This is a genomic window from Flavobacterium hungaricum (assembly GCF_015182285.1).
Lineage (GTDB): Bacteria > Bacteroidota > Bacteroidia > Flavobacteriales > Flavobacteriaceae > Flavobacterium > Flavobacterium hungaricum.
Genome location: NZ_PRDM01000002.1, coordinates 1 through 25,924, shown reverse-complemented (window position 1 = coordinate 25,924; position 25,924 = coordinate 1). Strand labels below are relative to the sequence as shown.

Here is a 25,924-nt window from a genome sequence, read left to right as displayed (position 1 = left end):
ATTTGGAATTTTACAGTACCATCGTCAGCTGAATTCTTTTTCTATCCTCATCAACCTCAGTAACTTTTACATCAACATGCTGGTGTAATTTCACTACTTCGTTTACGTCGCTTACAAATCCGGCTTTTAGCTGCGAAATGTGAACCAATCCGCTTTCTTTGATTCCGATGTCAACAAAACAGCCAAAGTTGGTAATGTTATTCACAATTCCCGGTAAAATCATTCCGGTTTTCAAATCTTTAATTGATTTTACGTTGGCATCAAATTCAAAAACTTTAGCTGATTTCCTCGGGTCTAATCCAGGCTTTTCAAGCTCTTTTATAATGTCTTTTAGCGTAAGCAAACCTATTTCAGGAGTAATATAGTTTTCGGCCTTAATAAGCGCTGTTTTCTCTTTGTTTGCAATTAAGTCGTTTACAGATAATTTCAAATCTTTTGCCATTTTCTCAACAACTGGATAAGCCTCGGGATGCACTGCCGAATTATCCAACGGATTTTTAGCATTGGTAATTCTAATAAACGCGGCTCCCTGCTGATACGCTTTATCGCCTAAACGAGGCACTTTTTTCAGCTGTTTTCTATCTTCAAACGGACCATTTTCAGAACGATACTGAACGATATTTTCAGCCAGCTTCTCCCCGATGCCGCTCACATAACTTAATAAATGCTTACTCGCTGTATTAATATTAATTCCAACCGAGTTTACGCAGCGAATAACCGTATTATCTAATTCTTCTTTTAATTTCGTTTGGTCCACATCATGCTGATACTGTCCTACTCCAATTGCTTTTGGATCAATTTTTACCAATTCGGCTAACGGATCTGAAAGTCGTCTTCCGATAGAAACCGAACCACGAACCGTTACATCATAATTTGGAAATTCTTCTCTCGCAATTTTTGACGCCGAATATACCGACGCTCCTGCTTCAGAAACAATAAAAACCTGCACCGGCTTATCGAACGCTATTTTTTTGATGAAAAATTCGGTCTCACGCGAAGCCGTTCCGTTTCCGATAGAAATGGCATCAATTTGATACGCATTTACCATAGAACGGATTTTCTTAATTGCCATTGTTTCCTCATTTTGAGGTGCATGCGGATAAATAGTCTCATTGTACAATAAATCGCCTTTTTCGTCCAGACAAACTACTTTACAGCCGCTTCTAAATCCCGGATCGATTGCCAGAATGCGTTTTTCTCCTAAAGGCGGCGCTAATAAAAGCTGCCCTAAATTGTTAGCAAAAACCTGAATAGAATTGGCATCGGCTTTGGCTTTAGCTTCCTGCAAAGTCTCATTTCCAATCGCTGGATTCAATAAACGTTTAAAACTGTCTTCGATGGCTAATTGTAAATGCGCTGTTGAATTGTTTTGTTTTTTAATGATGATTTCATCAATAACATCGTAAGCATCATCGATATCAACATCAATTTTCATCTTCACAAAACCTTCATTTTCTGCGCGAAGCATTGCTAATAATCGATGTGAAGGTGTTTTTGTCAAAGGTTCTTCCCAATCAAAATATTGGCTAAATTTCTGTGCTCCTTCTTCTTCGGCTTTCTTTTTAACCACTTTTGTACCGATCGTTGCTTTTCGCTGATACAATCTTCTAAGTTGTTTACGCACGTAGATATTTTCGTTAATCCATTCCGCAACGATATCTCTTGCACCTTGAATTGCAGCTTCTTCATTAATTACATTTTCGTTCAGATACTGAGTCGAAATGAAATCAAAATCAACATCACTTTCAGACAATATCAATTTAGCCAAAGGTTCTAACCCAAATTCGCGGGCCACATCGGCTTTTGTTTTTTTCTTCTTTTTGTATGGAAGATAGAAATCTTCTATTTCCTGTAAATCAAAACTATCTTCAATCTTTTTCTTCAATTCCGGCGTAAGCGCTTTTTGCTCTTCAATAGACTTTAGAATGGCATCTTTACGTTTTATAAGTGTATCATATTCTTTCTGAAATTTTGCAATCTGCTCGATTACAACTTCATCAAGATTTCCGGTCGCGTCTTTTCGATAACGTGAAATAAACGGAATCGTACAATCTTCTTCTAATAATTTAACTGTGTTTTGAATACTAACCGCCGGCGCCTGGACTGACTTGGCAATGAATTGAATATTAGTCATTTTTATTTTTTATTTTTTGGTTTTAATACAATACTTGCTTTGCTAAAATCTGCAGATGCATTAAAAACTTTTCTATATTCTTGATAAACCTCTTTTGGATAATTTATCGCTTTGTATTTTTCATCAATAGTAATGATTACTTGATTATCAATAATTTGTACTGTCGATTTAAATTCACAATTTTTATTTTCATCATATTTCATTACTTTATCAATAACCAAATCTTCGTAATGATCTACTTGATATCCTTTTGGTATATTAAAGACGATTTTACTATGAAATTCTCTAGCATATTTTAAATCGATATCTGTTTTTCTAGTATTTTCTTGATATAGATTACTTTGATTACCAATTACTTTTCCAAGATTAACCATTAACAAATTACCTGCTTTTTCAGTAAATGATTGTACGGTTTCTACTTTAGAATTAATTACAAACGGTACATTGGTGTAATTATTCTTAAATTCTAAATTTTCAACTGTATGATCTAAAAGTTTAACATCAATATCATCCATCGATAGACTTTTAACCATATCTGTCAACTCTTTTTTCTCTTCATTATTTGCTAGATCATTATAAGTATATCTCAATAACTGTCCTGTATAACCTGTATTAGATATCTTTTTCTCGATTGTTGCTTTTGATAAATCATCAGCCAAAGTTACAATAGATTCTGTATCATTTTTTGTAAAATCTGATGAAATTATCGGAACAAAAATAGTGGTATTCTCTTTCTTCGCTGAATTATAACCTTTTGATTTGGTATCTTGAAATTCGTAAGCTGGATTTCCGTATGGACTGTAGGGTTTCCCTGGAAAAATATATTTATTTGTTTCTCTAATATAATAATTAAAATCTATAAACTCATAAAATGTCATCATTTCATCGTCTAATTCTCCGATAAAACGATCTTCGTTTGCAATAATTTCATGAGGAATTTTAAGTGTTTCTAAAGCATATTTATACAAATACATATAATCCTGGTACCTTAATTTTCCTTTTCCGTCTAAAATTTTTACATCAGGCTGAAGCGATTCGCCTTTAGAATACGTATCAAAATGCGACTTTATATACTCATCCAGAATAGTTATTTTTTCGTCCGTAGATTTATCTTTTAAATCCAGATTTGAAATAAGTTTTTTTACCTCGTTGTTGTTAAAAGCATAAGGCTTAAATTTAATATAATCTTTAAAAAATGAACTCCATTGTTTGGTAACCATTGCTTGTGGAGTACCTGTTATTAAATAAAGAACTTTAACCAAATTTTTGAATTTCTTTGAGTTTTTTTCGTTTACTAATGGCGTAATATTATCAGCTGTAAAAAAATTTTTGTTTTTAATATGGTTATCTTTAAAATTGTCTGAAGCAAAAACTTTTGAAGCTGCAGATCCTGAATCTGTCAGTGTAAATTCAGCATGAAGGACTGGTGCGTCTTTCTGATAAATTTCCATTCCGTTAGAGGTTGGATTTTCTTTTACAATAAAATAATATTCTAAAATATCTCCTTTTTCAACACCTTCAAAAGCTATTGATTTGACATTTTTTATATCCGAGTTAACAATCTGGCTTTCTGCCAAAACTTTTACATCTCCATTAGGTTTAATAACTCTGGCATGAAAATCTTTAGTGTCGCGAATCGTATTATTGTCGTCTGCAGTAACTTTGTTATACTTAGTAATTTCTGATGCTTCGTTTATTTTAACAGCAAAATGTTCCATTTTAAATTTTGCAAAACCATACATATTTGTATTAATTCTGGTATGAACCCATCTTTTATCAAACAAGATAACTGCTGGTAGTTTTTTGTATTCTTCTGGAATTTTTTCAAAATTAGGAACGGCATCCCAAGTATAACTTTTTATTTCTTGTGCCTGTATTTTTACTAAAAAAGAAAGTAGAAAAATTAGTATTATTTTTTTCATTTATTTTTTGGTTAAGATTATAGATTGGTTGTATTGTTGGGTCAATTCGCTTACTACGTTATTCCAGCTTTCAAAATCTTTGACTGTTATTAATAATTTTTTTAAAGCTATTTTTTGTGATACGATTAAATTCTGCTTTCCTTTTTTATATTCTATTTCAAAACTTAATGCTTCATTCTCTTTTTTGCTGTTTTCTGGAATAAATTCTAACTGATAATTTTCTGGTATTTCGTACACATATGTAAATTCGTCTGTAAATTTTGAATCATTCTCGATTGAAAATTTTCTTTCTTTCAAATCAATTATATATTCTTTAAAAGGAGCCATTAAAATAGGTTTTACAACCATCTTCTCTCCTATTTTTTTAATCCATCCGTCGAGTTTGAAATTATAAGAAAACACAGCATCCTTATTTTCATATTCGTTTTTATTTACCTCTACGTTTTGAATTTCTATTTTATCATTGTATCTCGTTAAACCACTTTTTAATATCTCTTCTTCTTTTTGTTTATTTCCGGATAAAATATTTAAAAAATCACTTTTCTGATATCCTGATAAGAACATTTTTGAAGTTCCCGAAACACCATGCTCAGTGATCTTAAGTGCCAGCTCCATTTTAATTTTATTATCCTTTATATCTTGAACAGGGACTTTTTCAATAACAAATTCCTCTTCGGATAATCCTATCAAAGCTTGTTTCCCTTGGGTCATTGCTGAAGGAAAACCAAATTCGCAGAAAGGATCTGTACCATCTATAAAATATCTTTGATTGTCTATTTTTAATGCCGTTATCATGTGATTACTTACCAATGGAGTTGGTACATCTTCAAAACTATAGGGTTTATCTCTGGTTCCTATCCAAACTAAATTAGATTCTAAACCTGCATATTTAAACATTTCGTTCAAAAGGTTTGAAACATCTTTACAATCGCCATATTTTTTATCAAAAACAGAAACTGCATCTCGTGGAATGAACCCTCCCATTTCGTATTCAAAAGCTACATAACGTATATTTTGCTGTACCCAGTTATATACTTCTTTTGCTTTTTCTTTATTTGTTTTTTTGTTCTTTATAAGCTCTTCTGTTTTTTCTTTTAAAGCTGATTGATCTAATTTGTTTACATCTTTCACCAAAGAATAATACCATTTATAAAGATGCTTTACATCGGGAAATAGATTTTCTTTCTGATTCTCTTTAGTGTAGCTTTTAATGTAATAGACCACATGTGGCAGAAAATAAGTAAAATTTGGAGATCTATTTTCTTCTTCGTACGCGGGCATATCGCTTACAGTCCAGCTGTAAACATCTAGAGCTCCTTCTTTAGTTTTAGAAAAAATGATTTTATCCTGATGGTCTCCAAAGAGTTTATAACCAATTTCTATAGACGGATCGGCTTTTATTTCGAATTTTGAAGAAACGGTTTGAAGTTCGTGCTGAAAAGTAAAATAAGAAAGTAATCGTGGTTCATTTTGTTTTACTTTATAAGAATACTCCACTTTTGATTTATCAACTACGGAGTTAAAATCAAAATGTTTGTATTTATTATCACTGTAAAAAATATCCCTGCGTTTTAGTTCGTTTGTACTAATATCGTATTGATAAATTTTAGTCTTTTTGTTGGTAACAGGATTAATAGCCATTCCTTTTATATTAGAAATTTCGCTAAAATTGTCGTAGGGAATATTAATAGAATATTCATCTACATTTTTACTTTTTGCAATTTCCCTTCGCTCTTCAATAAAAGACTCTATTTCTAATTTTGTTTTGCTGGTAATAGAAACTACCTCATTTCTATATAGAATTTTGGATTTTTCTTGAGCGGTTAAAAAATGAAATGACAAAAATGTAATATAAAAAATTTTCTTCATGCAAATCTTATTCTATAATAATAGACGTGTTAATTTCGAACAAAAATATACTTTTAGCCAAAACAATCAATAATAAATTTATTTATAAGACTGAATCCAAAATTTTACTATCATTCAAGCTTGTAGATCACTTTTTCATTTCAAAAAACTAAAGAATATCTTTGCTTTTAATCAACAACACATGAAAGTTTTATTACTCTATTTTTTAATTATAAATGTTCTTGAATTTATAATTGCGGGTTACGACAAATTTTTAGCTCGTAAACAAAAACGCAGGATCCCAGAAAACACGCTGTTTTTCCTCGCATTCATTGGCGGAACGATTGGATTATTATTGGCAATGTTATTCTTTAGACATAAAACGGCTAAAACTTCTTTTATTGTAAAATTTACTGGAATTATTTTGATTCAGATTGTCATTATTTATTTTAAAATAAATAATAAAATATAGATATCAACATTGTTAATAACTATGAAATATCTATACAATTAATTGATTTTTAACATATTAAAAAATAAAAACCGGAAAGATTTCAAAAATCCGCCCGGTTTATTATTATTTATATGGTGCGAAGCACCGATTTTTTTTTTGACTTTTTACGAACAGGCGATTTTATTCACTCTATTTTGGTGTCTTCCTCCTTCAAATGCAGTTTCTAAGAAAGTTTCAACAATTTCTACCGCTTGTGGAATCGATGTGAATCTCGCCGGAATACTCACAATATTTGCATCGTTATGTAAACGTGTTAAATACGCGATTTCTTTGGTCCAGCAAAGACCAGCTCTTACTTTGGGGTGTTTATTAACAGTCATGGCAATTCCGTTGCCGCTGCCACAGATTACGATACCAAAATCTGCTTTTCCTTCAGAAACATCATTAGCAACTGGGTGGCCAAAATCTGGATAATCTACAGAATCTACAGAATCTGTTCCGTAATTGGTTACTTCATATCCTTTAGCTTCAAGCATTGCAACGATTGCTTTTTTATATTCTGGTCCAGCGTGATCGTTTCCTATCGAAATTTTCATTTTAAATACTATTTAGTTGTGTCTTGCAAATTTACTTAAATTATAAATGACTGCCACGAATTACACTAATTTTCACTAATTTCTTTTTTAATCTAAGGTTTTAAACATTCTTTTAAATCAATAGTAATTATGAGTTCTGCATTCATCAATTGGTACAAAATACAACTGTCTTTATTTCAAACCCTTATCAGTTATTAACAATTTTGATAACTACATAATAGTCTGATATTCAATTAATAATAATCAGATTATTTGTTAAAATTTTGAGGTGTTAATAGGAGTTCGTAATTCGTTGATATTCAGTTAACTTTAAATTAACAGAAAATGTTAATAAGTTCGAAAAGAAAATTAGAACTATTTTTTGGTTATTTCATAAAAATGCTTAATCCAAAACGTAAACTTAAAATGCAAGAAAAGTTTCAGGAATTTTTGGAAAAGTTATCAATATCAAAAATGCTATTTTCAACACAAATCAACCTATCAACTTATTTACAAAATGAATCTATTTTTGGTTGTCAACCGTTGTTAATTAAAATTGAAAAAGGCTTCAAAATTAAACTTTTAACTCAAAATAACTATGTTGATAACTCAAGATAACTAAGAGAAACTTCATTTCAATACTTTTAAAAATAAATTTATTCGACATATTAACACACTATAATAACCAACAAATTTTTTTAAATTTTTAAAAATCTTTTTTGTTGTATTTAATATATGTTGAAAACTAAAAAAGTTGAAAATGAAAAATTTTATTTTTTGAATTGAATTTTAGTCTGATTTGAATTTTTTAGAATTGTGTCAAACGATTTTAAGCGGATTGTTAAGATTGTCGAGAATTTCCTGGACTTGTTCGAAATCGCTGGGGTGAACTTTGAGTTTGATCCCGCCCAAGGCCGCAGAATACATTGGAACGACCGATAAAGTGATTTCGTTTTCAAAAAAATACGGAATCTCTTCCTGCTCTAATAAGTGTTTGAGAATAACTGTTTCGTGGTCGTAATTGAATATGGCGATCGTTTTAAAGCTTTCCATAAAAGGGATTTTTATAAAGATACGAAATGAGTAGCATTTAAGTTGAAAAAGCAATAACTAAAATAAGTGAATCAATTTGATTGTTTAAAATGATGAAAATCAGTATCTGAAAGTTATAATTTTAATAATTCTATTTGTTAAAATCTGTAATCTGATATCTTATTTGTAATTTTAAACTTTATAAGAAAAGATATATGAGTAAGAAAATTAGAAAGCCGATAAAAAATGACAAGGATTTCTCAGGAAAAATACTGAAGATTTTATCGCAAAGTCCTAATAAAGGATTTAATTACAAACAGATAGCAGCAAAACTTGAACTTGACGATACAAAAAGCAGAAACCAGATTATAAAAGATTTAAAAATTCTGGCTTCGTCTAACAAAATAGTAGAATCTGAACCTGGTAAATATTTAGTAAAAGCAGTTAGCCAGGATTATTATGAAGGAACGATAGATATGACGAGCAGAAAAACGGCATATTTTATTTGTCCTGATTTTACCGAAGATGTTTTTATTCCGACAAATAACTTAAACCGTGCTTTAGACAAAGACAAGGTTAAAGTTTATGTTTACAACAGAAGAAAAGGAAAAAGACCTGAAGGTGAAGTAATTGAAGTTATAGAAAGAGACAAAACAGAATTTGTTGGAGTTATTGACATCCAAGCCAATTTTGCTTTTGTTTCTACTGCAAACCCGAAAATGTACACGGATATTTTTATTCCAAAAGACAAAATTGGAGAGGCAGAAAATGGTGATGTTGTATTGGTTAAAATAGAAGACTGGCCAAAAAGAGCCGATAGTCCGTTTGGATCTGTAATTCGTGTACTGGGAAAACCTGGAGAACACAACACCGAAATTCATGCTATTTTAGCAGAATACGGTCTGCCGTCAGATTTTCCGGTAGAAGTAGAGGTTTTTGCACAAAAGCTGGATACTTCAATTCAGGAATCTGAGATTGCCAAACGTCGTGATATGCGAGATACATTGACGTATACGATAGATCCAAAAGATGCTAAAGATTTTGATGATGCATTGTCTTTCAAAAAGTTAGAGAATGGAAACTTTGAAATCGGAATTCATATTGCCGATGTTTCTTATTATTTGGAAGAGGGAACTATTCTAGATGATGAAGCCTATCAGCGTGCAACTTCAGTTTATCTGGTAGATAGGGTAGTACCAATGCTTCCAGAAGTTTTATCCAATTTTGCTTGTTCGCTTCGTCCGCATGAAGAGAAATATACGTTCTCTGCCGTTTTTGAAGTTTCTCCAACTGCGCAAGTTATTAACCAATGGTTTGGCAGAACGGTCATTTATTCTGATCAGCGTTTTGCTTATGAAGAGGCTCAGTATATTATTGAAACAAAAGACAATACAATTCCTGTAGATATTTCTATCACTGGAGAATCGTATGTGGTTGCTGATGAAATTGTAGAAGCAACTTTGAAACTGGATGAATTAGCGAAGATTTTAAGAAAGAAAAGAATGCAGAATGGTGCTATTTCTTTTGATAAAGTAGAAGTAAAATTTAATCTGGATGCAGAAGGAGAACCAGAAGGCGTTTATTTTAAAGTTTCTAAAGATGCCAATCATCTTATTGAAGAATTCATGCTTTTAGCCAATAGAAAGGTTGCCGAATATATCGGAAAACAAAAGAAAACCTTTGTATATCGTATCCACGATGAACCAAATGAAGATAAATTGATTGCCATGCAGCAAGTAATTGCAAAGTTTGGTTATAAAATTGACTTCAGAAACAAAGGAGATATTTCAAAATCATTGAATGCTTTGATGGAAGAAGTAAATGGTAAAAAAGAACAAAACCTTATTGATACTCTTGCTATTAGAAGTATGAGTAAAGCCAAATATTCTACAGATAATATTGGCCATTATGGTTTAGCCTTTGATTATTACAGCCATTTTACTTCGCCTATTCGTCGTTATCCAGACGTTATGGTACATCGTTTATTGCAGTATTATCTGGATGGAGGTGCCTCTGTAGACGAAGAAACGTATGAAACAAAATCACTGCATTGTTCTAATATGGAAAGTCTGGCTACAAATGCTGAGCGTGACAGTATTAAATACATGCAGGTCAAATACATGCAGGATCATCAGGATGAAGAATTCCTTGGTGTTATTTCTGGTGTTACCGAATGGGGAATTTATGTTGAAATTGTTTCTAACAAATGCGAAGGAATGGTTAGAATCCGTGAGATAAAAGACGACTATTATACTTTTGATGAAAAACAGTATGCCTTGGTTGGTGCGACTTCAAACAGTATTTTACAATTGGGAGATGAAATTTACGTTAAAGTAAAAAATGCCGATTTAGTTAAAAAACAACTTGATTTTCATTTTTTACGAAGAGCAGAATAAAGTTGATTTAATAATTTAAAAATTTAAAGATGAGAAAGTTAATTATAGGAGCCGCAATATTAGTTGCGCAACTGTCTTTTGGACAAGTAACAAAGGAGTTAGGAGATTTTGATTCAGTTAAGGTTTTCGATAAACTGAGTGTAAAATTAGTACAGTCTTCAGAAAATAAGATTGTAATAAAAGGCGCTAGAGAATCAGAAGTAGAAGTTGTTAACAAGAAAGGCTTATTAAAATTAAGAATGCCTTTTCCAAAACTTTTATCTGGTAACGATTTAGATATTACCGTGTATTACAAACACATAGAATTGATTGATGTTAACGAAGGTGCCGAAGTTATAGGCAAGGAAACAATTAAAGCAACTTCTTTTAAAGTTAGTGCACAGGAAGGCGGAAAAATTAATGTAGATTTGAACGTTGATAAGCTGAATGTGAGTTCTGTTTCTGGAGGTGAAATCACTTTAACCGGTAAAGCAGATAATCTAGATGCTGGTTTAGGAGCGGGAGGATATCTTCTGGCAAGTAAATTAGCAACCTCTCAGACGAAAGTAAGCGTTTCTGCGGGCGGAAAAGCAGATGTGAATGCTTCGACCCTTGTGGACGCAAAAGTTAACGCAGGAGGCTCTATTTACATTTATGGAAATCCAAAACAAATTAATGAGAAAAAAGTTTTTGGAGGTAAAATAGAACAGGTAAAATAAACTAATTTTTTTTGAATGATAAATGATATTGTGTCTGGTCTTCCGTGGGGACTTTTTTTAAGCTTTATGGTCGGACCAGTATTTTTTATACTATTAGAAACCAGTATTACAAAGGGATTTAGAGCGGCAATTGTTTTTGATTTTGGTGTAGTCTTAGGTGATATTTTTTTTATAGCAATTGCCTATTTAGGAAGTTATAGATTGATTTCGAGCTTAAAAGATAAACCAGCTCTTTTTATTTTTGGCGGAATTATAATGCTGGCCTACGGTATAATTTCTTTTGTTAGATTAAAAAATAACGAAAAGATGGATGATGAAGAAATTGATCGTGATATCATCAAGAGAAACTACGGAAGTTTATTCATAAAAGGTTTTTTACTTAACGTTATTAACATTGGTGTTCTTGGTTTTTGGCTGGCAGTAATTATTTCTGTAGGGCCAAAATTAGAAATGCAGAATTCAAGAATGATTACCTTTTTTGCATCAGTTATTATTACTTATTTATTAGTTGATTGTTTTAAAATTCTATTAGCTAAACAGTTAAAGTCTAAAATGACACCAAACAATATTCTAAAAATAAAGAAAATAATTAGTATTGTTTTGATGGTTTTTGGAGTGGCTTTAATCACTCAGGGATGGTTCCCAAAAGAGAAAGAAATGGTAAAAAATGCTTTTGAAAGAATTGAAAAGAAATAGTTGTTAATAACTCAAAATTATAAAATAAAACCTCTGAATTTCAGAGGTTTTTTTGTGTTTATTATTGTTTATTAGACCTTTGTCAAGGTTTTTAAAATTTAACAAAGTTGATTGTTATTTTAGTCTGGTTTGTTATTCAGAAGAAGGAGAAATCTCCACGAATAACTCCGAAATAAATATTCAATCTTTGTGGAGCTTCTTGCGAAGATTTCTCCTTTGTCGAAATGACAAGATTGCGGAAAAATTAGGTATAAAAAAAGAGACACATTTCTGTATCCTCCACGAGTAACTCCTAAATGAATATTCAATCTTTGTGGAGCCTCTTGCGAAGATTTCTCCTTCGTCGAAATGACAAGATTGCGGAAAAATTAGGCATAAAAAAAGAGACACATTTCTGTATCCTCCATGAGTAACTCCGAAATGAATATTTAATCTTTGTGGAGCTTCTTGTTAAGATTTCTCCTTACGTCGAAATGACAAGATTGCGGAAAAATTAGGCATAAAAAAAAGAGACACATTTCTGTATCCTCCACGAGTAACTCCGAAGTGAATATTCAATCTTTGTGGAGCTTCTTGCAAAGATTTCTCCTTACATCGAAATGACAAGATTGCGGAAAAATTAGGTATAAAAAAGAGACACATTTCTGTATCCTCCACGAGTAACTCCTAAATGAATATTCAATCTTTGTGGAGCTTCTTGCGAGGATTTCTCCTTCGTCGAAATGACAAGACTGCGGAAAAATTAGGCATAAAAAAAAGAGACACATTTCTGTATATCTTCTTGAGGCATCGTCCGGATTCGAACGTAAATCTTTATCTAATTTTTTCTAAAAATTAATCATAAAAAAAACCTCCAAGTTTCCTTGAAGGTTTTAGAGGCATCGTCCGGATTCGAACCGGAGTAGGAGCTTTTGCAGAGCCCAGCCTAGCCGCTCGGCCACGACGCCATTACTTGAACGGATGGCAAAAGTAACTAAAATCTTTAAATTTCAAAAGTTTCGAATGAACTATTTTGAAAAAATACGATTTTAAATAAAATAATTACTTTCTAATTTCTGTCATTTTTATAGTAACTGACTCAACATCACCACCAATAGGAGGATTTATTTTAGAAACCCAAACTGTTGTTTTTTCTACAGTTTCTATCTCTGCCAATACACGAATATTGATTCTTTTAGCCACATGTTCTAATAAATGCGAACGAATTGCCATTTCTTCGGTCACAATTTTGTTCAAATGAACGTAATCAACAGTATCCAAAAGATGATCTGTTTGAGCAGATTTCTGTAAATTGGTTTTTATTTTTAGATCTACAGTGTAATCAGATCCTATTTTTCCTTCTTCAATTAAACATCCATGGTAAGAAAAAGTACGGATATTTTTAAGTTTAATGATTCCCATTTTTATAATTTTATTCTTGTAGTGTTTGGATCTTGGTAATTAGAAGTTACAGCATGAATAGCAACTATTTTGTTAATTTCATCAACTGTAAAATGAATAGTGTAAGGGAATTTCTTTAGTGGTAATGTGCGGACAATATTATATTTTTCCTCAAAAAATGGAAATGTATTTAAAGTATCTACATATTTCTGATACTCATTAAAGAATTTTGTTCCTAAACCATCTGATAGAGATTCATATTATTCGGCAATTTCATCTACTTCTAAATCAGCGCGTAATAGAATAATTATTTCAAACATTATTTTTTATTTATTCCATTTAGCGTTGAGTCTTTTTTTTGATTCTTCCCAGCTTATATAATCTTCTGGCTTAGCATTTTTAATACGATCTAAAACCATTTCTTGCTGCCAAAGCGGAATTTCATTCTCTTGAGTTTCATTTATAGAAACATCAGGCATATGCTTAAAAAAACTAATAAAAGTTTCGTAAAAATCGTCTGGAATTGTAACGGTTAATTGTCTCATAACTTCAATATTTATACAAAAATACCAATAAATTTAGTTTCAAGTTTAAAGTTTCAGGTTTAACTCCAGTTAAGTAACTTTAAACCTGAAACCTGAAACCTTTTTTTTATCTTTGCTAAAATTACTATAAAATAATGGCATCAGAAGAGAAATCACTCAATTTTATTGAACAAATCATAGAGGAAGATTTAAAATCAGGTCTTTCACAAACTAAACTTCATTTTCGTTTTCCACCAGAACCAAACGGTTATTTACACATTGGACACGCTAGTTCTATTGCTTTAAATTTTGGTTTAGGAATTGATTATCAATCTCCTGTGAATTTACGTTTTGACGATACAAATCCAGAGAAAGAAGAACAGGAATTTGTTGACGCCATTAAAAAAGACGTTGAATGGCTGGGTTATACCTGGGCAGAAGAGCGTTATGCATCAGATTATTTTCAGCAATTGTACGATTGGGCAGTTTTATTAATTAAAAAAGATAAAGCTTATGTTGACAGCCAATCTTCTGAAGATATGGCAATTCAAAAAGGAACGCCATCGACTGTAGGAACTGATAGTCCGTACAGAAATCGTTCTGTTGAAGAAAATTTAGATTTGTTCGAGAGAATGAAAAACGGTGAATTTGAGGCTGGTACACATATTCTTCGTGCAAAAATAGACATGAAATCAACCAATATGTTGATGCGTGATCCTATCATGTACAGGATTTTACACAAGCATCACCATAGAACGGGTGACAGTTGGAAAATCTATCCAATGTACGACTGGGCACACGGACAAAGTGATTATTTAGAAGCCATTTCACATTCATTTTGTACACTTGAATTCTTGCCTCACCGTGAATTATACGATTGGTTTTTAGATCAGATTTTAGACGAAAATAAACTGCGTCCAAAGCAGAGAGAATTTGCAAGACGTAACTTATCGCATACGGTTGTTAGTAAAAGAAAATTACAGCAACTAGTTAAAGAAAAGCATGTTAACGGTTGGGATGATCCAAGAATGTCAACAATTTCTGGGTTAAGAAGACGTGGTTATACTGCAGCTTCTTTACGTAATTTTGCCAATACAATTGGTATTGCAAAACGTGATAATTTGATCAATGTATCGGTTTTAGAATTCTGTATTCGTGAAGATTTGAACAAAATTGCACCACGTGTAATGGCTGTTTTAGATCCTGTAAAACTGGTAATTACCAATTATCCAGAAGGAAAAGAGGAGTGGCTGGAAGCTGAAAATAACCAAGAAGATGAAAATGCTGGTTTTAGAAAAGTACCTTTTTCTCGTGAATTGTACATTGAGAGAGAAGACTTTTTAGAAGAAGCTCCTGCTAAATTTTTCCGTTTAACTTTAGGAAAAGAGGTACGTCTTAAAAATGCGTATATCATTAAAGGTGAATCTGTTGTAAAAGATGCCGAAGGAAATATTACAGAAATTCATGTAACTTATGATACCGATTCTTTAAGCGGAAGCGGGACAGAAGCTAGTCAGAGAAAAGTATCTGGAACGTTGCATTGGGTTTCAATTCAGCATGCATTAGAAGCAGAAGTTCGTTTATACGATCGTTTGTTTACAGATGAAGCACCGGACAGTTATAAAGACAAAAATTTCTTAGATTTTGTTAATCCAAATTCGTTAGAAATCGTTACTGGATATGTTGAACCAAGTTTAGCAACAGCTCAAAATGAAGATAAATTTCAGTTTCAACGTTTAGGTTATTTTACTGTTGATAAAGACTCAACTACTTCAAAATTAGTATTTAACAAAACTGTTGGACTAAAAGATGCTTGGGAAGAAAAAGGAAAAAAAGAAGAAAACAGTATTAATAATTCTTTAAAAGATATCAATAAATATTTTAAAGTTGAGACTAAGCCAGAACGTATTGCAATTGAAAGTGCAATAGGGGAGAGCATCAAAAATGTTTCTAGTTTCTCTTTGTTACAGAATTCTTTAAAGAAAAATATCAACAATAATAAGAGTTCATTGCTTTTTGCTCAGTTTATTTTGAAATATTCAAGATTGAAATCGGCTGATGTTGAAGAAGAAGATATTCTTAAACTATACGGAATGTCTTTAAAAAGTGAATCTACTTATGTGAGATCAAAAGCACTTTTGAATTTGAGAGATATTGAAAACGAAAATCTGAGAAACCAATTTTCGGATCAAATTTTAATATTATTTTCTAATCCGCCAAAAAATGCTTCAGAAAGAGAAATTGAAATTCTTTCTGAAATGGTAAAGAAGTAATATCAACTAAATTTATTAAAAGCGCTTTTATAAGCGCTTTTTTTTATTATATAAAATAACTATTGAAAAAGTAAATTTAATAATTTTTATAAATTAAAATTAGCTTTCATAAATTAATTTTAAGCTATTTTTTTAAATCTTCCTGCTTCCATTTCGTAATTTAAAAAATAATTCAATAGAAAGCTTTATTTGAGGTTTTGTTGTTTTTAAAATAATTTTTGAGGGAATAATTGATATTTTTTGATTTTTAGTCAATCATCATAGAAAAAAATTATTTTATAGTTTAAATTTATTAATTTTTAAATTTTATATATTTTATTAATTATTTATTTTATTGATTGAAATACTAATTTTTATAAATTTTTTAAATTAAAAACGATTAACATAGATTGATTTTGCAGCCAGTTTAAAATTCTTCCGACTTCCTTTTCATAATTTTAAAAATCATTTATTAAAAAGCTTTATTTTGATTTTTGCCGATTTTAGCTCCTTTTTTAAAATTTTGAGTGATTAAATTTTTCTTTTTCATTTCATTTTCAATTTTTGGGATCAAAAAGGAAATTTTTTAATATTGATAAAAGTTATTTTAAAATTAGATTTATAAAATTCTATCTATTATTTAGAATTTATATTTAAATATTATTTTATATAAATATTATTTATTAAAAATGACTTAAATAGATGGATTTTAAGAGTGATTTTTAAAGATAATGACTCATAACTCGTTTTTTGAATTATTGTTTAAATAAGCTCTTTATTTTAGTTTTAGTTGTTATTTTTATCAGTTTAACGGGTTGTTAACACACAATTGTTTATAAAGATGCTATTTTTAACTCCATACCAAAAAGTCAGTGATGATTTTTATAAAATTAAAATTTACCGTTAAAGAATCTAAACCGAATTTGTACTGAAATTAAAAACTGATAATTTTTATTTCAATATAATTTCAAAATTGATTTCTTGAAAAGACAATTTTATGTTCTCATTTTTATTATGATATAATTTTGATAATATTTCGCGTAAAAGGTATTTTTCAAATTGTATCATAATGTACAAAATTCCATAATGTTGAATTGGTGTAAAGTTTAGTTTTAAATTTCGAGTCTGGCCATTTTTTAATTTAAATCTTAATTATCATGAAAATTTTATATTTTACGCTATCGTTATTATTTGCAAATATTGCAATTTCTCAAACACACCAAATCACAAAACACAATGGTGAAACTCTAGATGTTAATTTCATTAAAAATGAAAATGGTTTAATTTACTATTCAACAGTTGGAAGCTCTGAAGAAATTAAAATTAGTAAACATGCCGTTTCATCTATTACAAACAAACAATCAAAACAAACTCAGAAAATTTCTGATAAAGTAATAGTAGATTCAAAAGACGATTACAAAATGGTAACTGTTCTGCCTCAAGAAAAGACTATAGGACTGAAACAGACGGGTACTTTTACAGGAGTTTCGACTAGGACAAAAGGGGAACCGCCTATTGCTAACCAGAAACAAACTGCTATGAGAATCAAAACTAAGTCCGCTACCAATGGTTCTCCGTTTGTAAGCTTTGTAGAAAAAGATGGAAAATATGAAGCTGTAACCTATGTGTATTAAATAGATTGTTAATTTTTTGTAAATTACAATTATTGAGAATTTTATACATTTAAAAAAGGTTATCTTTATTACTAAATTTAAATTGTAATTATCATGTCTAAAAACTTAAATACAGCAGCAGCAATTTTAGCAGCTGCAGCTGCAGGAGCAGCAATCGGAATCTTATTTGCTCCAGATAAAGGATCTAAAACAAGAGCAAAATTAAAAGAAGGTATTGATGATACTACTAATAATTTGAAAGATTCTATTGGAGCTGGTTCTGAAGTTCTTCGTGAAAAATTCACAAGTGCAACTCAGAATCTTGACGGAACTTTAAATGATTTACTTTCAAATGTAAGTCATAAAACAGAGGAGGTAATTACTTTCTTAGAAACGAAACTTGCTGACTTAAAAGCTCAAAACGCAAAATTTCAAAAATAAAAAAATGTTTTATAAAGGCACAGAGCTGACTTATTCTATAAGTTAGTTTTGTGCTTTTTCAATTATAATAATTATGGCTTTTGAAGATTTAAAAGAAAACACCGATAATATTCAAGATCAGGCTAAAGCATATTTAGACAGCCAGCTTGCGTATTATAAACTTTGGGGTTTTAAAGTAGCAATGAAATCAACTACTTTAATTTTAAAGTTTACATTGATTTTGCTTTGTTTTAGTATGGTTCTAATTTTTGGATCTTTTGCAGCAGCGTATGCTTTTGGTGATTTATTTAAAAGTAATGCACTCGGATTTTTGGCAGTAGGAGGGATCTATCTTTTTGTTACTGTTTTACTTTTCTTTGTAAAAGATAAGATTGTCGAAGGACCAATTCTAGAAAAATTTTCAGAAATCTTTTTTAATGATTAATTTATGGAAAGAAAAAAATACTCTTCGTATGCCGCAATCGAAAAAGATCTCGAAATTTTAAAATTAGAAAAAGAGATCAATTATCATAAATTGGTTTTGAGTTTTCAGAAAACCAAAGAAAGCATTACACCTCAATATATCGTAAACGGATTTTTATCTTCGTATAAAGATTACTTTACAAATTCTTATGTAAGCATTCTGCAATCAATTCTTCCGTATATATTTGGTTGGTTTATCAATAAAAAAAGAGGCAGTTAAGCCTCTTTTTCATTTTTGATATTTATTTAATTTTCTGGAACTGTATCATCTTCGTAACCAGATTGAGGTGGAGCTGGTCTGTTTGGTTTTTCTACTTTTTTAGTATTGTTCTTTTTCATCATTTCACCCACTTGGTTCGATGCAGAGAATGAAGCTACCATATTATTCAGCATATCACTTCCGGCTTGCGGCGAATTTGGAAGAAGAATTAAGTTTGAATTAGAATCTGATCCGATAGATTGTAAAGTATCGTAATGTTGTGTTACTACAATTAGGGCAGAAGCTTCTTGAGAATTAATGCCGACATTGTTCAAAACTTCAACACTTTCTACAAGACCTCTTGCAATTTCGCGACGCTGATCTGCAATACCTTGACCTTGTAAACGTTTACTTTCTGCTTCAGCTTTTGCTTTGGCAACAATTCTAATTCTTGAACTTTCTGCTTCAAATTCTGCAGCTGTTTTTTCTCTATCGGCAGCGTTGATTCTGTTCATCGCATTTTTTACCTGAATGTCCGGGTCAATATCAGTAACCAAAGTATTGATGATATCGTATCCATAAGTAGACATTGCTTCGTTTAATTCACGTTTTACTGCAACTGCAATATCATCTTTTCTTTCAAAAACGTCATCCAATTTTAGTTTCGGAACTTCTGCACGAACGACATCAAATACATAAGATGTAATCTGATCGTGTGGATATTCTAGTTTATAAAATGCTTCGTATACTTTTTCCTGTATCACTTTGAACTGAACTGAAACTTTCATTTTGATAAAAACGTTGTCTTTGGTTTTGGTTTCGATGATAACATCAAGCTGTTGAATTTTAAGATTTACACGTCCTGCAATTCGATCTACAATCGGAATTTTTAATTGTAATCCTGAATTTCTAACACTCAGAAATTTTCCAAACCTTTCTATTACAACAGAAGATTGTTGTTTGACAGTGAAAAAGGAAGACATCAAAATGAAGAATGCGAATACTAATAAGATAATAAATGCTGTACCCATGGTTAATTTAATTTATGTTTATGATTTTGGTAAATTACGAAAATTCTCCTAAAATAAAATTTTTAGACATTAAAAAAACGCTGGAAACATTTTGTAAATGTTCCCAGCGTTTTTTTGAATCTTTAAAATATTTAAGTTTTTTTACTTTAAGTAAGGCTTAATCAACTTAATATCTTAATGGTAAATTTTTTATAAAGTTGCAATTGCTTTCTGAATTCTTGAAATAGTTTCTTCTTTTCCAATGATCTCAACAATATCAAATAGGTGAGGACCTTTTAAAGCTCCAACTAAACTTAAACGGAAAGGCTGCATAACTTTACCCATTCCGATTTCGTTTTTGGTTAACCAATCTTTTACAATTGCTTCAATATTTGCTGAGTCAAAACCTTCGATATATTCAAGAGTAGAAATCAATTCCTGCATTAATGCCGGTGTTTCTTCTTTCCAGTTTTTGCTTGCTTTTTCATCATAAGATGTTGGAGCCTGAAAAAAGAAATCAGTTAGATCCCAAATATCATTTGTTAAAACCAGACGATCTTTTATCAGTGACATTATTTTTTCGATGACATCATTAGAAACTTTAATTTGCTTTTCTTCTAAAACTGGTTGAAAAGCCTCCGCTAAAAATGAATCACTTTTGTTTGATAAGTAATGATGATTAACAGATTTTGCTTTGTCAATATCAAATCTTGCGCCTGCTTTATGAACTCTGTTTAAATCAAATGATTGGCATAATTCTTCTAAAGTAAAATATTCTTTTTCAGTTCCATCGTTCCAACCAATCATAGATAGAAAATTTACTAATGCTTCTGGTAAATATCCTTCCCCTTTAAATCCTTTCAAGCCTTTCCAGTCTAAAGGAAAAACAGGAAATCCGCCGACTTCTCCATCACGTTTTGATAATTTTCCTTTTCCGCTTGGTTTTAAAATCAAAGGTAAATGTGCAAATTCTGGAGCGTCCCAACCAAAAGCTCTGTACAATAAAACATGAAGAGGCATAGACGGCAACCATTCTTCACCACGAATTACATGAGAAGTTTCCATCAAATGATCATCAACGATATTCGCCAAATGGTAAGTGGGCATTCCGTCACTTTTAAACAAAACTTTATCATCTAATAAATTAGTTTCGAAATTAACATCCCCGCGAATGATATCTTTTAGATGCAAAGTTTCGTTAACCGGAGTTTTAAAACGGATCACGTAATGTTCGCCATTTGCAATTCTCTTAGAAACTTCGTCAGCAGAAATAACTAAAGAAGTATCTAATTTTTCACGATTCGTATGATTGTAAATAAAGGTTTTCTTTTCTGCTTCACACTCTTTTCTTAGAGCATCAAGTGCTTCCGGAGTATCAAAAGCATAATATGCCCATCCCGAATTAATCAATTGAGCAGCATAATTTTTATATAATTCTTTTCGTTCGCTTTGTCTGTACGGACCAAATTTTTCATTTTTTCCAACTGTTTCTTCAGGAGAAATTCCTAACCATTCCAATGCTTCCATAATATAAGCTTCGGCTCCAGGAACAAAACGCGTCTGATCTGTATCTTCAATTCTCAGATAAAAAACGCCATTGTGTTTTTTGGCAAACAAATAATTGAATAGGGCAGTACGAACACCACCAATGTGTAAGGCCCCTGTTGGACTTGGTGCAAAACGCACACGAACTTGCTTTGACATTTTGTATAAATTTTGTTGCAAAGATACGTTTTATGATTTTAGATTTCAGAATGTTGATTTTAGATTTTCTAAGCTTACAACCTTAGCGTCTTAGTAACTTAGAATCTTAAAAAGATATTATTATAATTACTACTTTTATAGGTTATAATTAAAAGAGATTTATTTTGAAAACAACATCTGCGATATATCAAAAGCTAGAAGCGTTCATTAAAAAATATTATACTAACGAATTGATAAAAGGGATACTTCTTTTTACAGGATTCGGACTTTTATATTTCTTGTTTACGCTTTTTATAGAATACTTTCTTTGGTTAAAACCATTAGGGAGAACGTTTTTATTCTGGCTGTTTATCGCAGTAGAAATTTTTCTTTTGGTTCGGTTAATTGTTTTTCCATTATTCAAGTTATTCAAACTTCAAAAGGGAATAGATTATACAGAAGCTTCTAAAATTATTGGTAATCATTTTACAGAAGTAAGTGATAAGCTTACCAATTTTTTACAATTATCTTCTGCTGAAAATTCTAATGAAAGTTCAGAATTAGTGATGGCTTCCATCGAGCAAAAAGCCAATTCGCTTCAGCCAATTCCATTTGGAAATGCAATTAATTTTAAAGCAAATAAAAAATATTTACCGTTAGCTTTAGTTCCGATTTTGCTTTTTGCGGTGTTTTACATTTCTGGAAATAGCAGTGTCATTTCGCAGAGTTTGAATAGAGTAGTGCATTTTAATTCGGCATTTTTACCACCAGCTCCATTTAAATTTGTGGTTTTAAATTCGAATCTTCAAGCAGAGCAAAACAAAGATTTTGTGATCAAAATGGAATCTGTTGGAAACGTTGTTCCAGAAAATGTGATGATTCATATTGGTGATGAAAGCTATTTTATGGAATCTTCACAAACAGGAAAATTCGAATTCAAAGTAGAGAAACCAATGGATAATATTCAATTTTCTTTTGAAGGAAATAATGTAGTTTCAGAAGAATTTGAATTGAAAGTGATCACAGTTCCGTCGATTGCAAACTTCGAAATGGTTTTAAATTTTCCTTCTTATCTAAAGAAAAAATCAGAGACTATTCAAGGAACTGGAAATGCAATTGTACCTGAGGGAACGACTGTTACCTGGAAAATGAACACCAAATCTACACAAGAAATTGTATGGAAAAGAGATCAAGAATTGATCAAGTTCAATAAACTTGAAAACGAGTTCAAATTAGCTAAAAATATAAGTCAAAATACCGAATATCAAATACTTACATCAAATAATAAGGTTAAAAACTACGAAAAGCTCGATTATCAGCTTTCTGTCATTAAAGATCAGTTTCCAACCATTAATGTGGGTCCTGCGCCAGACAGTTTGAAGCTGGATAAGAATTATATTTTAGGTAGATTGGGAGATGATTATGGACTTTCAAGATTGCAAATTGTGTACTACGAACGCAATAAACCGCAGTCTGCAAAACGTGGAAACATTCCGGTAAAGTCTGGAGTATTTGATCAGTTTGTTTTTAATTTTCCAAGTAACCTTCCTGTAGAAGAAGGAGTATCTTATGAATACTATTTTGAAGTTTTTGATAATGATGCACCACACGGATTTAAGAGTACAAAGTCTTCAACGTTTTCAGATAGAGTAGCAACAGTAGATGAAATTCAAGACCAAGAATTACAACAGCAGAATAGTAATATCAATAGTTTATCTAAGTCTTTGAAGAATCAAACCAAGCAGATTTCTGAAATGGATAAACTTCAAAATACCGGAAAAGAAAAAGATAATTTAGAGTTTAAAGATCAACAGAAGATCAATGATTTTATCAAACGTCAGAAACAACAAGATGAAATGATGAAACAATTTTCTGAGAAGATGAACAAGAATTTGGATAAATTCAAAGAAGACAAAAAAGATAAAACAGCCGAAGATCTCCAAAAGCGTTTGGATAATGCTGAGAAAGATTTAGAAAAGAATCAAAAATTATTAGACGAATTGAAGAACTTAAACGATAAATTAAACAGCGAAGAACTGTTTGATAAGATGGAAAAGTTCAAACAAATTAGTAAAAACCAATCTCGTAATTTAGAACAATTGGTAGAGTTAACCAAACGTTTTTATGTTTCTAAGAAAGCAGAACAAGTCGCAGAGAAACTAAATAAATTGGCAGACCAGCAAGAACAGCTTTCTAATAAAGAGAAAGAAAATACTAAAGAAAAGCAAGATGAAATCAATAAGTCTTTTGATAAAATTCAGGAAGATTTAAAAGATCTTAAAGAAGAAAATAAGACTTTAAAGAAACCTTTGGATATTCCATCTGATGCTTCAAAAGAGAAAGATGTAGATAATGATCTTCAAAAAGCTTCAGAAGAATTAGGTAAAAAGAATACTTCTTCAGCTAAGCCAAAACAGAAAAGTGCGGCCAAGAAAATGAAAGATATGGCTCAAGGTATGCAGAGCGAAATGGAAGGTGGCGAGCAGGAACAAATGGAAGAAGACGTTGCTATGCTTCGTCAAATTTTAGATAACCTTTTAGCATATTCTTTATCACAGGAAGATGTGATGAAACAGTTTAAAGCAATGAAATTGGGTTCTTCTACATTCACAAAAAATATTAAAATTCAACAGAATTTAAAGCAGCAGTTCAGACATGTTGACGACAGTTTGTTTGCACTTTCACTTCGTAATCCTAAGGTAGCAGAAGATGTTACTAAAGAAATTGGAAACGTTCAATACAATATGGATAAAGCAATTGAAACGCTGACCGATGTTCAAATTCCAAGAGGAGTTTCACACCAGCAATATGCGGTTTCATCAGCCAATAAATTAGCAGATTTCTTAAGTGACTTATTAAACAATATGCAGATGTCAATGTCTAAACCAGGTGCGGGTAAACCAAAACCAGGAGATGGCCAAGGGATGCAGTTACCAGATATTATACAGAAACAAAAAGGCCTTGCTGATAAGATGAAAGACGGAATGCAGTCTGGTCAGAAACCGGGAAATAAACCTGGAGAAGGTAAAGATGGAAAACCAGGTCAGGCACAAGGTGGTCAGGGTAAAGAAGGACAAGGTAAAGGAGGTGATAAAGGTTCTTCTGGTAAAGACGGAAAAAATGGTAAAGGAGAACAGAACGGAAAAGACGGTGAAGATGGTGAGGGAGATGCAGAAGCCATTATGGAGATATACAAAGAGCAGGTCAAACTTCGTGAAGCTCTTCAAAAAGAACTTGCTAAAAAAGGTTTAGATGCTCAGGGAAGATCGGTTATCGATCAAATGAAACAATCTGAAAAGCAGATTTTAAATAAAGGTTTTAAGAACGAAAACTTACAGCGTATATTAAATATCCAACAAGAGTTATGGAAATTAAATAATGCAATTCAACAGCAAGGACAGGATACACAAAGACAATCTGAATCTAATAAGGCAGATTTTACGAATCGTTCTAATGCTTTACCAAGTTCACTTTTGGAATATCTAAACAGTGTAGAAATATTAAACAGACAATCACTACCTTTGCGCTCGAATTTTAATCAAAAAGTTCAAGAATACTTTAATACAAAATGATAAACTTTAATTACGAAACAGATTTTACTTTAGGAGACGAGCAGGCTTTTACTGACTGGCTTAGTGCTGTTATAGTTTCTGAAAATAAAAACGAAGGAGAAATCAATTACATATTTTGTGATGATGAATACCTGCATAAAATCAATGTAGAATATTTAGATCATGATACACTTACAGATATCATTAGTTTTGATTATACTGTTGGTAACGAACTAAATGGAGATATTTTCATATCAGTAGAACGTGTTGCTGATAATGCAAAAGACTTTAATGTTTCGTTTACAGAAGAACTTAAAAGAGTTCTTTCTCACGGTATACTTCATTACTGCGGATATAAAGATAAGACAGATTCTGAGGCTCAAATAATGAGATCGAAAGAAGAAGAAAAGATGAAGATGTTTCACGTGGAACAGTAGTTAAATTACTTTTAGTTAATATTTGTTCCACGTGAAACATACTTGTTGTTATAAACCGTTCCACGTGGAACGGTTAGTTTATTTAAAAGAGTATGGTATGATAATGTGTTTCACGTGGAACGTACGTCATGGAATTATAAAGTTTTACGTAGACGAATTAAAGATGTTTCACGTGAAACATATAGTTTAAAGAGTTTAGAATTTAAAGATTTAGATTAAATTTTTACTACGAAATTATAGAGAAGTGTTTCACGTGGAATGTTTAGATTTAAATGTTATGTGTTGAGAGTTCTGAATTGAGAGTTCTGAATTGAGAGTTCTGAATTGAGAGTTCTGAATTGAGAGTTCTGAATTGAGGATTTATTGTGGAAGTGAATGGGAATGTTTCACGTGGAACGTATAGATTTATCGTTGTCTTTTGAAAGTTCTGTTTTGAAAGTTCTGCTTTGAAAGTTCTGCTTTGAAAGTTCTGCTTTGAAAGTTCTGCTTTGAAAGTTCTGTTTTGAAAGTTCTGCTTTGAAAGTTCTGCTTGAAAGTTCTGCTTGAAAGTTCTGCTTGAAAGTTCTGCTTGAAAGTTCTGCTTTGAAAGTTCTGCTTTGAAAGTTCTGCTTTGAAAG

22 protein-coding genes and 1 tRNA gene are annotated in these 25,924 nt (G+C 31.2%); 12 read left to right on the top strand and 11 right to left on the bottom strand.

All coding sequences use genetic code 11. The features are described from left to right. Positions 1–10: 10 nt before the first annotated feature. Genes C4F50_RS07790 through C4F50_RS07780 form a run of 3 tightly spaced genes read right to left on the bottom strand, consistent with a single transcriptional unit; the run spans position 11 to position 5,925 of the window. Positions 11–2,134 (bottom strand): Tex family protein, encoded by a 2,124-nt coding sequence (locus tag C4F50_RS07790; RefSeq protein WP_193845887.1) that lies wholly within the window; start codon positions 2,132–2,134, stop codon positions 11–13. A 2-nt stretch (positions 2,135–2,136) separates the two neighbouring features. Further along, the gene (locus C4F50_RS07785) at positions 2,137–4,056 is read right to left on the bottom strand and encodes a DUF3858 domain-containing protein (RefSeq protein ID WP_193845886.1); all 1,920 of its coding nucleotides are present in this window, start codon (positions 4,054–4,056) and stop codon (positions 2,137–2,139) included. Beyond that, a complete protein-coding gene (locus tag C4F50_RS07780; protein ID WP_193845885.1) occupies positions 4,057–5,925 on the bottom strand; it encodes a DUF3858 domain-containing protein in 1,869 nt (622 codons plus the stop codon). A 181-nt stretch (positions 5,926–6,106) separates the two neighbouring features. On the opposite strand from C4F50_RS07780, the gene C4F50_RS07775 reads away from it, so the two are divergent. Further along, complete coding sequence (locus tag C4F50_RS07775) at positions 6,107–6,376, top strand: DUF1294 domain-containing protein (protein WP_193845884.1); 270 nt, start codon at positions 6,107–6,109, stop codon at positions 6,374–6,376. A gap of 146 nt (positions 6,377–6,522) precedes the next feature. Here C4F50_RS07775 and rpiB read toward each other — a convergent pair whose 3' ends face one another. Continuing rightward, a complete protein-coding gene (gene rpiB, locus C4F50_RS07770; RefSeq protein ID WP_193845883.1) occupies positions 6,523–6,954 on the bottom strand; it encodes a ribose 5-phosphate isomerase B in 432 nt (143 codons plus the stop codon). A 324-nt stretch (positions 6,955–7,278) separates the two neighbouring features. Here rpiB and C4F50_RS07765 point away from each other — a divergent pair, with 324 nt between their 5' ends. Further along, on the top strand, positions 7,279–7,551 hold the full coding sequence (locus C4F50_RS07765) for a hypothetical protein (protein ID WP_193845882.1): 273 nt from the start codon (positions 7,279–7,281) through the stop codon (positions 7,549–7,551). A 201-nt stretch (positions 7,552–7,752) separates the two neighbouring features. On the opposite strand, the gene C4F50_RS07760 is transcribed toward C4F50_RS07765, so the two are convergent. Next, a complete protein-coding gene (locus C4F50_RS07760) occupies positions 7,753–7,986 on the bottom strand; it encodes a putative signal transducing protein (RefSeq protein WP_193845881.1) in 234 nt (77 codons plus the stop codon). 194 nt (positions 7,987–8,180) lie between these two features. Here C4F50_RS07760 and rnr point away from each other — a divergent pair, with 194 nt between their 5' ends. The 3 genes from rnr to C4F50_RS07745 are packed head-to-tail and all read left to right on the top strand — an operon-like array spanning position 8,181 to position 11,755. After that, entirely contained in the window at positions 8,181–10,361 is a 2,181-nt protein-coding gene (gene rnr, locus C4F50_RS07755; RefSeq protein WP_193845880.1) for a ribonuclease R, read from the top strand. Between the two features lie 29 nt (positions 10,362–10,390). Further along, on the top strand, positions 10,391–11,059 hold the full coding sequence (locus C4F50_RS07750) for a head GIN domain-containing protein (protein ID WP_193845879.1): 669 nt from the start codon (positions 10,391–10,393) through the stop codon (positions 11,057–11,059). A gap of 15 nt (positions 11,060–11,074) precedes the next feature. Further along, the gene (locus tag C4F50_RS07745; protein WP_193845878.1) at positions 11,075–11,755 is read left to right on the top strand and encodes a LysE family translocator; all 681 of its coding nucleotides are present in this window, start codon (positions 11,075–11,077) and stop codon (positions 11,753–11,755) included. An 876-nt stretch (positions 11,756–12,631) separates the two neighbouring features. Here the strand turns inward: C4F50_RS07745 and C4F50_RS07740 are convergent. The 3 genes from C4F50_RS07740 to C4F50_RS07730 all read right to left on the bottom strand — a co-directional run bounded on the left by C4F50_RS07740 (position 12,632) and on the right by C4F50_RS07730 (position 13,680). Beyond that, a tRNA-Cys gene (locus tag C4F50_RS07740) sits at positions 12,632–12,702 on the bottom strand. A gap of 94 nt (positions 12,703–12,796) precedes the next feature. After that, positions 12,797–13,156 carry a dihydroneopterin aldolase gene (gene folB / locus C4F50_RS07735; protein ID WP_193845877.1) on the bottom strand — a complete coding sequence of 120 codons (360 nt, stop codon included), beginning with the start codon at positions 13,154–13,156 and terminating at the stop codon, positions 12,797–12,799. A gap of 305 nt (positions 13,157–13,461) precedes the next feature. Then, positions 13,462–13,680, bottom strand: coding sequence for a hypothetical protein (locus tag C4F50_RS07730; RefSeq protein WP_193845876.1), 219 nt, complete (start codon positions 13,678–13,680; stop codon positions 13,462–13,464). A 134-nt stretch (positions 13,681–13,814) separates the two neighbouring features. Between C4F50_RS07730 and C4F50_RS07725 the strand changes: the two genes are divergently transcribed. The 5 genes from C4F50_RS07725 to C4F50_RS07705 all read left to right on the top strand — a co-directional run bounded on the left by C4F50_RS07725 (position 13,815) and on the right by C4F50_RS07705 (position 18,647). After that, on the top strand, positions 13,815–15,932 hold the full coding sequence (locus C4F50_RS07725; RefSeq protein WP_193845875.1) for a glutamine--tRNA ligase/YqeY domain fusion protein: 2,118 nt from the start codon (positions 13,815–13,817) through the stop codon (positions 15,930–15,932). A gap of 1,136 nt (positions 15,933–17,068) precedes the next feature. Then, complete coding sequence (locus tag C4F50_RS07720; protein ID WP_193845874.1) at positions 17,069–17,545, top strand: hypothetical protein; 477 nt, start codon at positions 17,069–17,071, stop codon at positions 17,543–17,545. 93 nt (positions 17,546–17,638) lie between these two features. Continuing rightward, a complete protein-coding gene (locus C4F50_RS07715; RefSeq protein ID WP_193845873.1) occupies positions 17,639–17,965 on the top strand; it encodes a YtxH domain-containing protein in 327 nt (108 codons plus the stop codon). A gap of 73 nt (positions 17,966–18,038) precedes the next feature. Next, complete coding sequence (locus tag C4F50_RS07710; protein ID WP_193845872.1) at positions 18,039–18,389, top strand: competence protein; 351 nt, start codon at positions 18,039–18,041, stop codon at positions 18,387–18,389. Between the two features lie 3 nt (positions 18,390–18,392). After that, the gene (locus tag C4F50_RS07705) at positions 18,393–18,647 is read left to right on the top strand and encodes a DUF6327 family protein (RefSeq protein ID WP_193845871.1); all 255 of its coding nucleotides are present in this window, start codon (positions 18,393–18,395) and stop codon (positions 18,645–18,647) included. 26 nt (positions 18,648–18,673) lie between these two features. On the opposite strand, the gene C4F50_RS07700 is transcribed toward C4F50_RS07705, so the two are convergent. Continuing rightward, a complete protein-coding gene (locus tag C4F50_RS07700; RefSeq protein WP_193845870.1) occupies positions 18,674–19,657 on the bottom strand; it encodes an SPFH domain-containing protein in 984 nt (327 codons plus the stop codon). A gap of 189 nt (positions 19,658–19,846) precedes the next feature. Further along, a complete protein-coding gene (gene gltX / locus C4F50_RS07695; protein WP_193845869.1) occupies positions 19,847–21,340 on the bottom strand; it encodes a glutamate--tRNA ligase in 1,494 nt (497 codons plus the stop codon). A 164-nt stretch (positions 21,341–21,504) separates the two neighbouring features. On the opposite strand from gltX, the gene C4F50_RS07690 reads away from it, so the two are divergent. Together C4F50_RS07690 and ybeY are read left to right on the top strand one after the other, a co-directional pair. After that, on the top strand, positions 21,505–24,891 hold the full coding sequence (locus tag C4F50_RS07690) for a coiled-coil domain-containing protein (protein WP_193845868.1): 3,387 nt from the start codon (positions 21,505–21,507) through the stop codon (positions 24,889–24,891). Beyond that, the gene (ybeY, locus tag C4F50_RS07685; RefSeq protein ID WP_193845867.1) at positions 24,888–25,307 is read left to right on the top strand and encodes an rRNA maturation RNase YbeY; all 420 of its coding nucleotides are present in this window, start codon (positions 24,888–24,890) and stop codon (positions 25,305–25,307) included. Before C4F50_RS07690 ends, ybeY begins: the two co-directional genes overlap by 4 nt. A gap of 386 nt (positions 25,308–25,693) precedes the next feature. On the opposite strand, the gene C4F50_RS25615 is transcribed toward ybeY, so the two are convergent. Continuing rightward, positions 25,694–25,924: hypothetical protein (locus tag C4F50_RS25615; protein WP_228011991.1), on the bottom strand; the 231-nt coding region annotated here is incomplete at its 5' end.

Excerpts from the sequence above, each read along its gene's own strand:
- rpiB (WP_193845883.1), bottom strand. The coding sequence starts at position 6,954 with ATGAAAATTTCGATAGGAAACGATCACGCTGGACCAGAATATAAAAAA.
- C4F50_RS07745 (WP_193845878.1), top strand. The coding sequence starts at position 11,075 with ATGATAAATGATATTGTGTCTGGTCTTCCGTGGGGACTTTTTTTAAGC.
- ybeY (WP_193845867.1), top strand. The coding sequence starts at position 24,888 with ATGATAAACTTTAATTACGAAACAGATTTTACTTTAGGAGACGAGCAG.
- C4F50_RS07765 (WP_193845882.1), top strand. The coding sequence starts at position 7,279 with ATGTTAATAAGTTCGAAAAGAAAATTAGAACTATTTTTTGGTTATTTC.
- C4F50_RS07715 (WP_193845873.1), top strand. The coding sequence starts at position 17,639 with ATGTCTAAAAACTTAAATACAGCAGCAGCAATTTTAGCAGCTGCAGCT.
- C4F50_RS07705 (WP_193845871.1), top strand. The coding sequence starts at position 18,393 with ATGGAAAGAAAAAAATACTCTTCGTATGCCGCAATCGAAAAAGATCTC.
- C4F50_RS07710 (WP_193845872.1), top strand. The coding sequence starts at position 18,039 with ATGGCTTTTGAAGATTTAAAAGAAAACACCGATAATATTCAAGATCAG.
- C4F50_RS07725 (WP_193845875.1), top strand. The coding sequence starts at position 13,815 with ATGGCATCAGAAGAGAAATCACTCAATTTTATTGAACAAATCATAGAG.
- C4F50_RS07720 (WP_193845874.1), top strand. The coding sequence starts at position 17,069 with ATGAAAATTTTATATTTTACGCTATCGTTATTATTTGCAAATATTGCA.
- C4F50_RS07790 (WP_193845887.1), bottom strand. The coding sequence starts at position 2,134 with ATGACTAATATTCAATTCATTGCCAAGTCAGTCCAGGCGCCGGCGGTT.
- C4F50_RS07775 (WP_193845884.1), top strand. The coding sequence starts at position 6,107 with ATGAAAGTTTTATTACTCTATTTTTTAATTATAAATGTTCTTGAATTT.
- gltX (WP_193845869.1), bottom strand. The coding sequence starts at position 21,340 with ATGTCAAAGCAAGTTCGTGTGCGTTTTGCACCAAGTCCAACAGGGGCC.
- C4F50_RS07700 (WP_193845870.1), bottom strand. The coding sequence starts at position 19,657 with ATGGGTACAGCATTTATTATCTTATTAGTATTCGCATTCTTCATTTTG.
- C4F50_RS07785 (WP_193845886.1), bottom strand. The coding sequence starts at position 4,056 with ATGAAAAAAATAATACTAATTTTTCTACTTTCTTTTTTAGTAAAAATA.
- C4F50_RS07760 (WP_193845881.1), bottom strand. The coding sequence starts at position 7,986 with ATGGAAAGCTTTAAAACGATCGCCATATTCAATTACGACCACGAAACA.
- C4F50_RS07730 (WP_193845876.1), bottom strand. The coding sequence starts at position 13,680 with ATGAGACAATTAACCGTTACAATTCCAGACGATTTTTACGAAACTTTT.
- rnr (WP_193845880.1), top strand. The coding sequence starts at position 8,181 with ATGAGTAAGAAAATTAGAAAGCCGATAAAAAATGACAAGGATTTCTCA.
- C4F50_RS07750 (WP_193845879.1), top strand. The coding sequence starts at position 10,391 with ATGAGAAAGTTAATTATAGGAGCCGCAATATTAGTTGCGCAACTGTCT.
- folB (WP_193845877.1), bottom strand. The coding sequence starts at position 13,156 with ATGGGAATCATTAAACTTAAAAATATCCGTACTTTTTCTTACCATGGA.
- C4F50_RS07780 (WP_193845885.1), bottom strand. The coding sequence starts at position 5,925 with ATGAAGAAAATTTTTTATATTACATTTTTGTCATTTCATTTTTTAACC.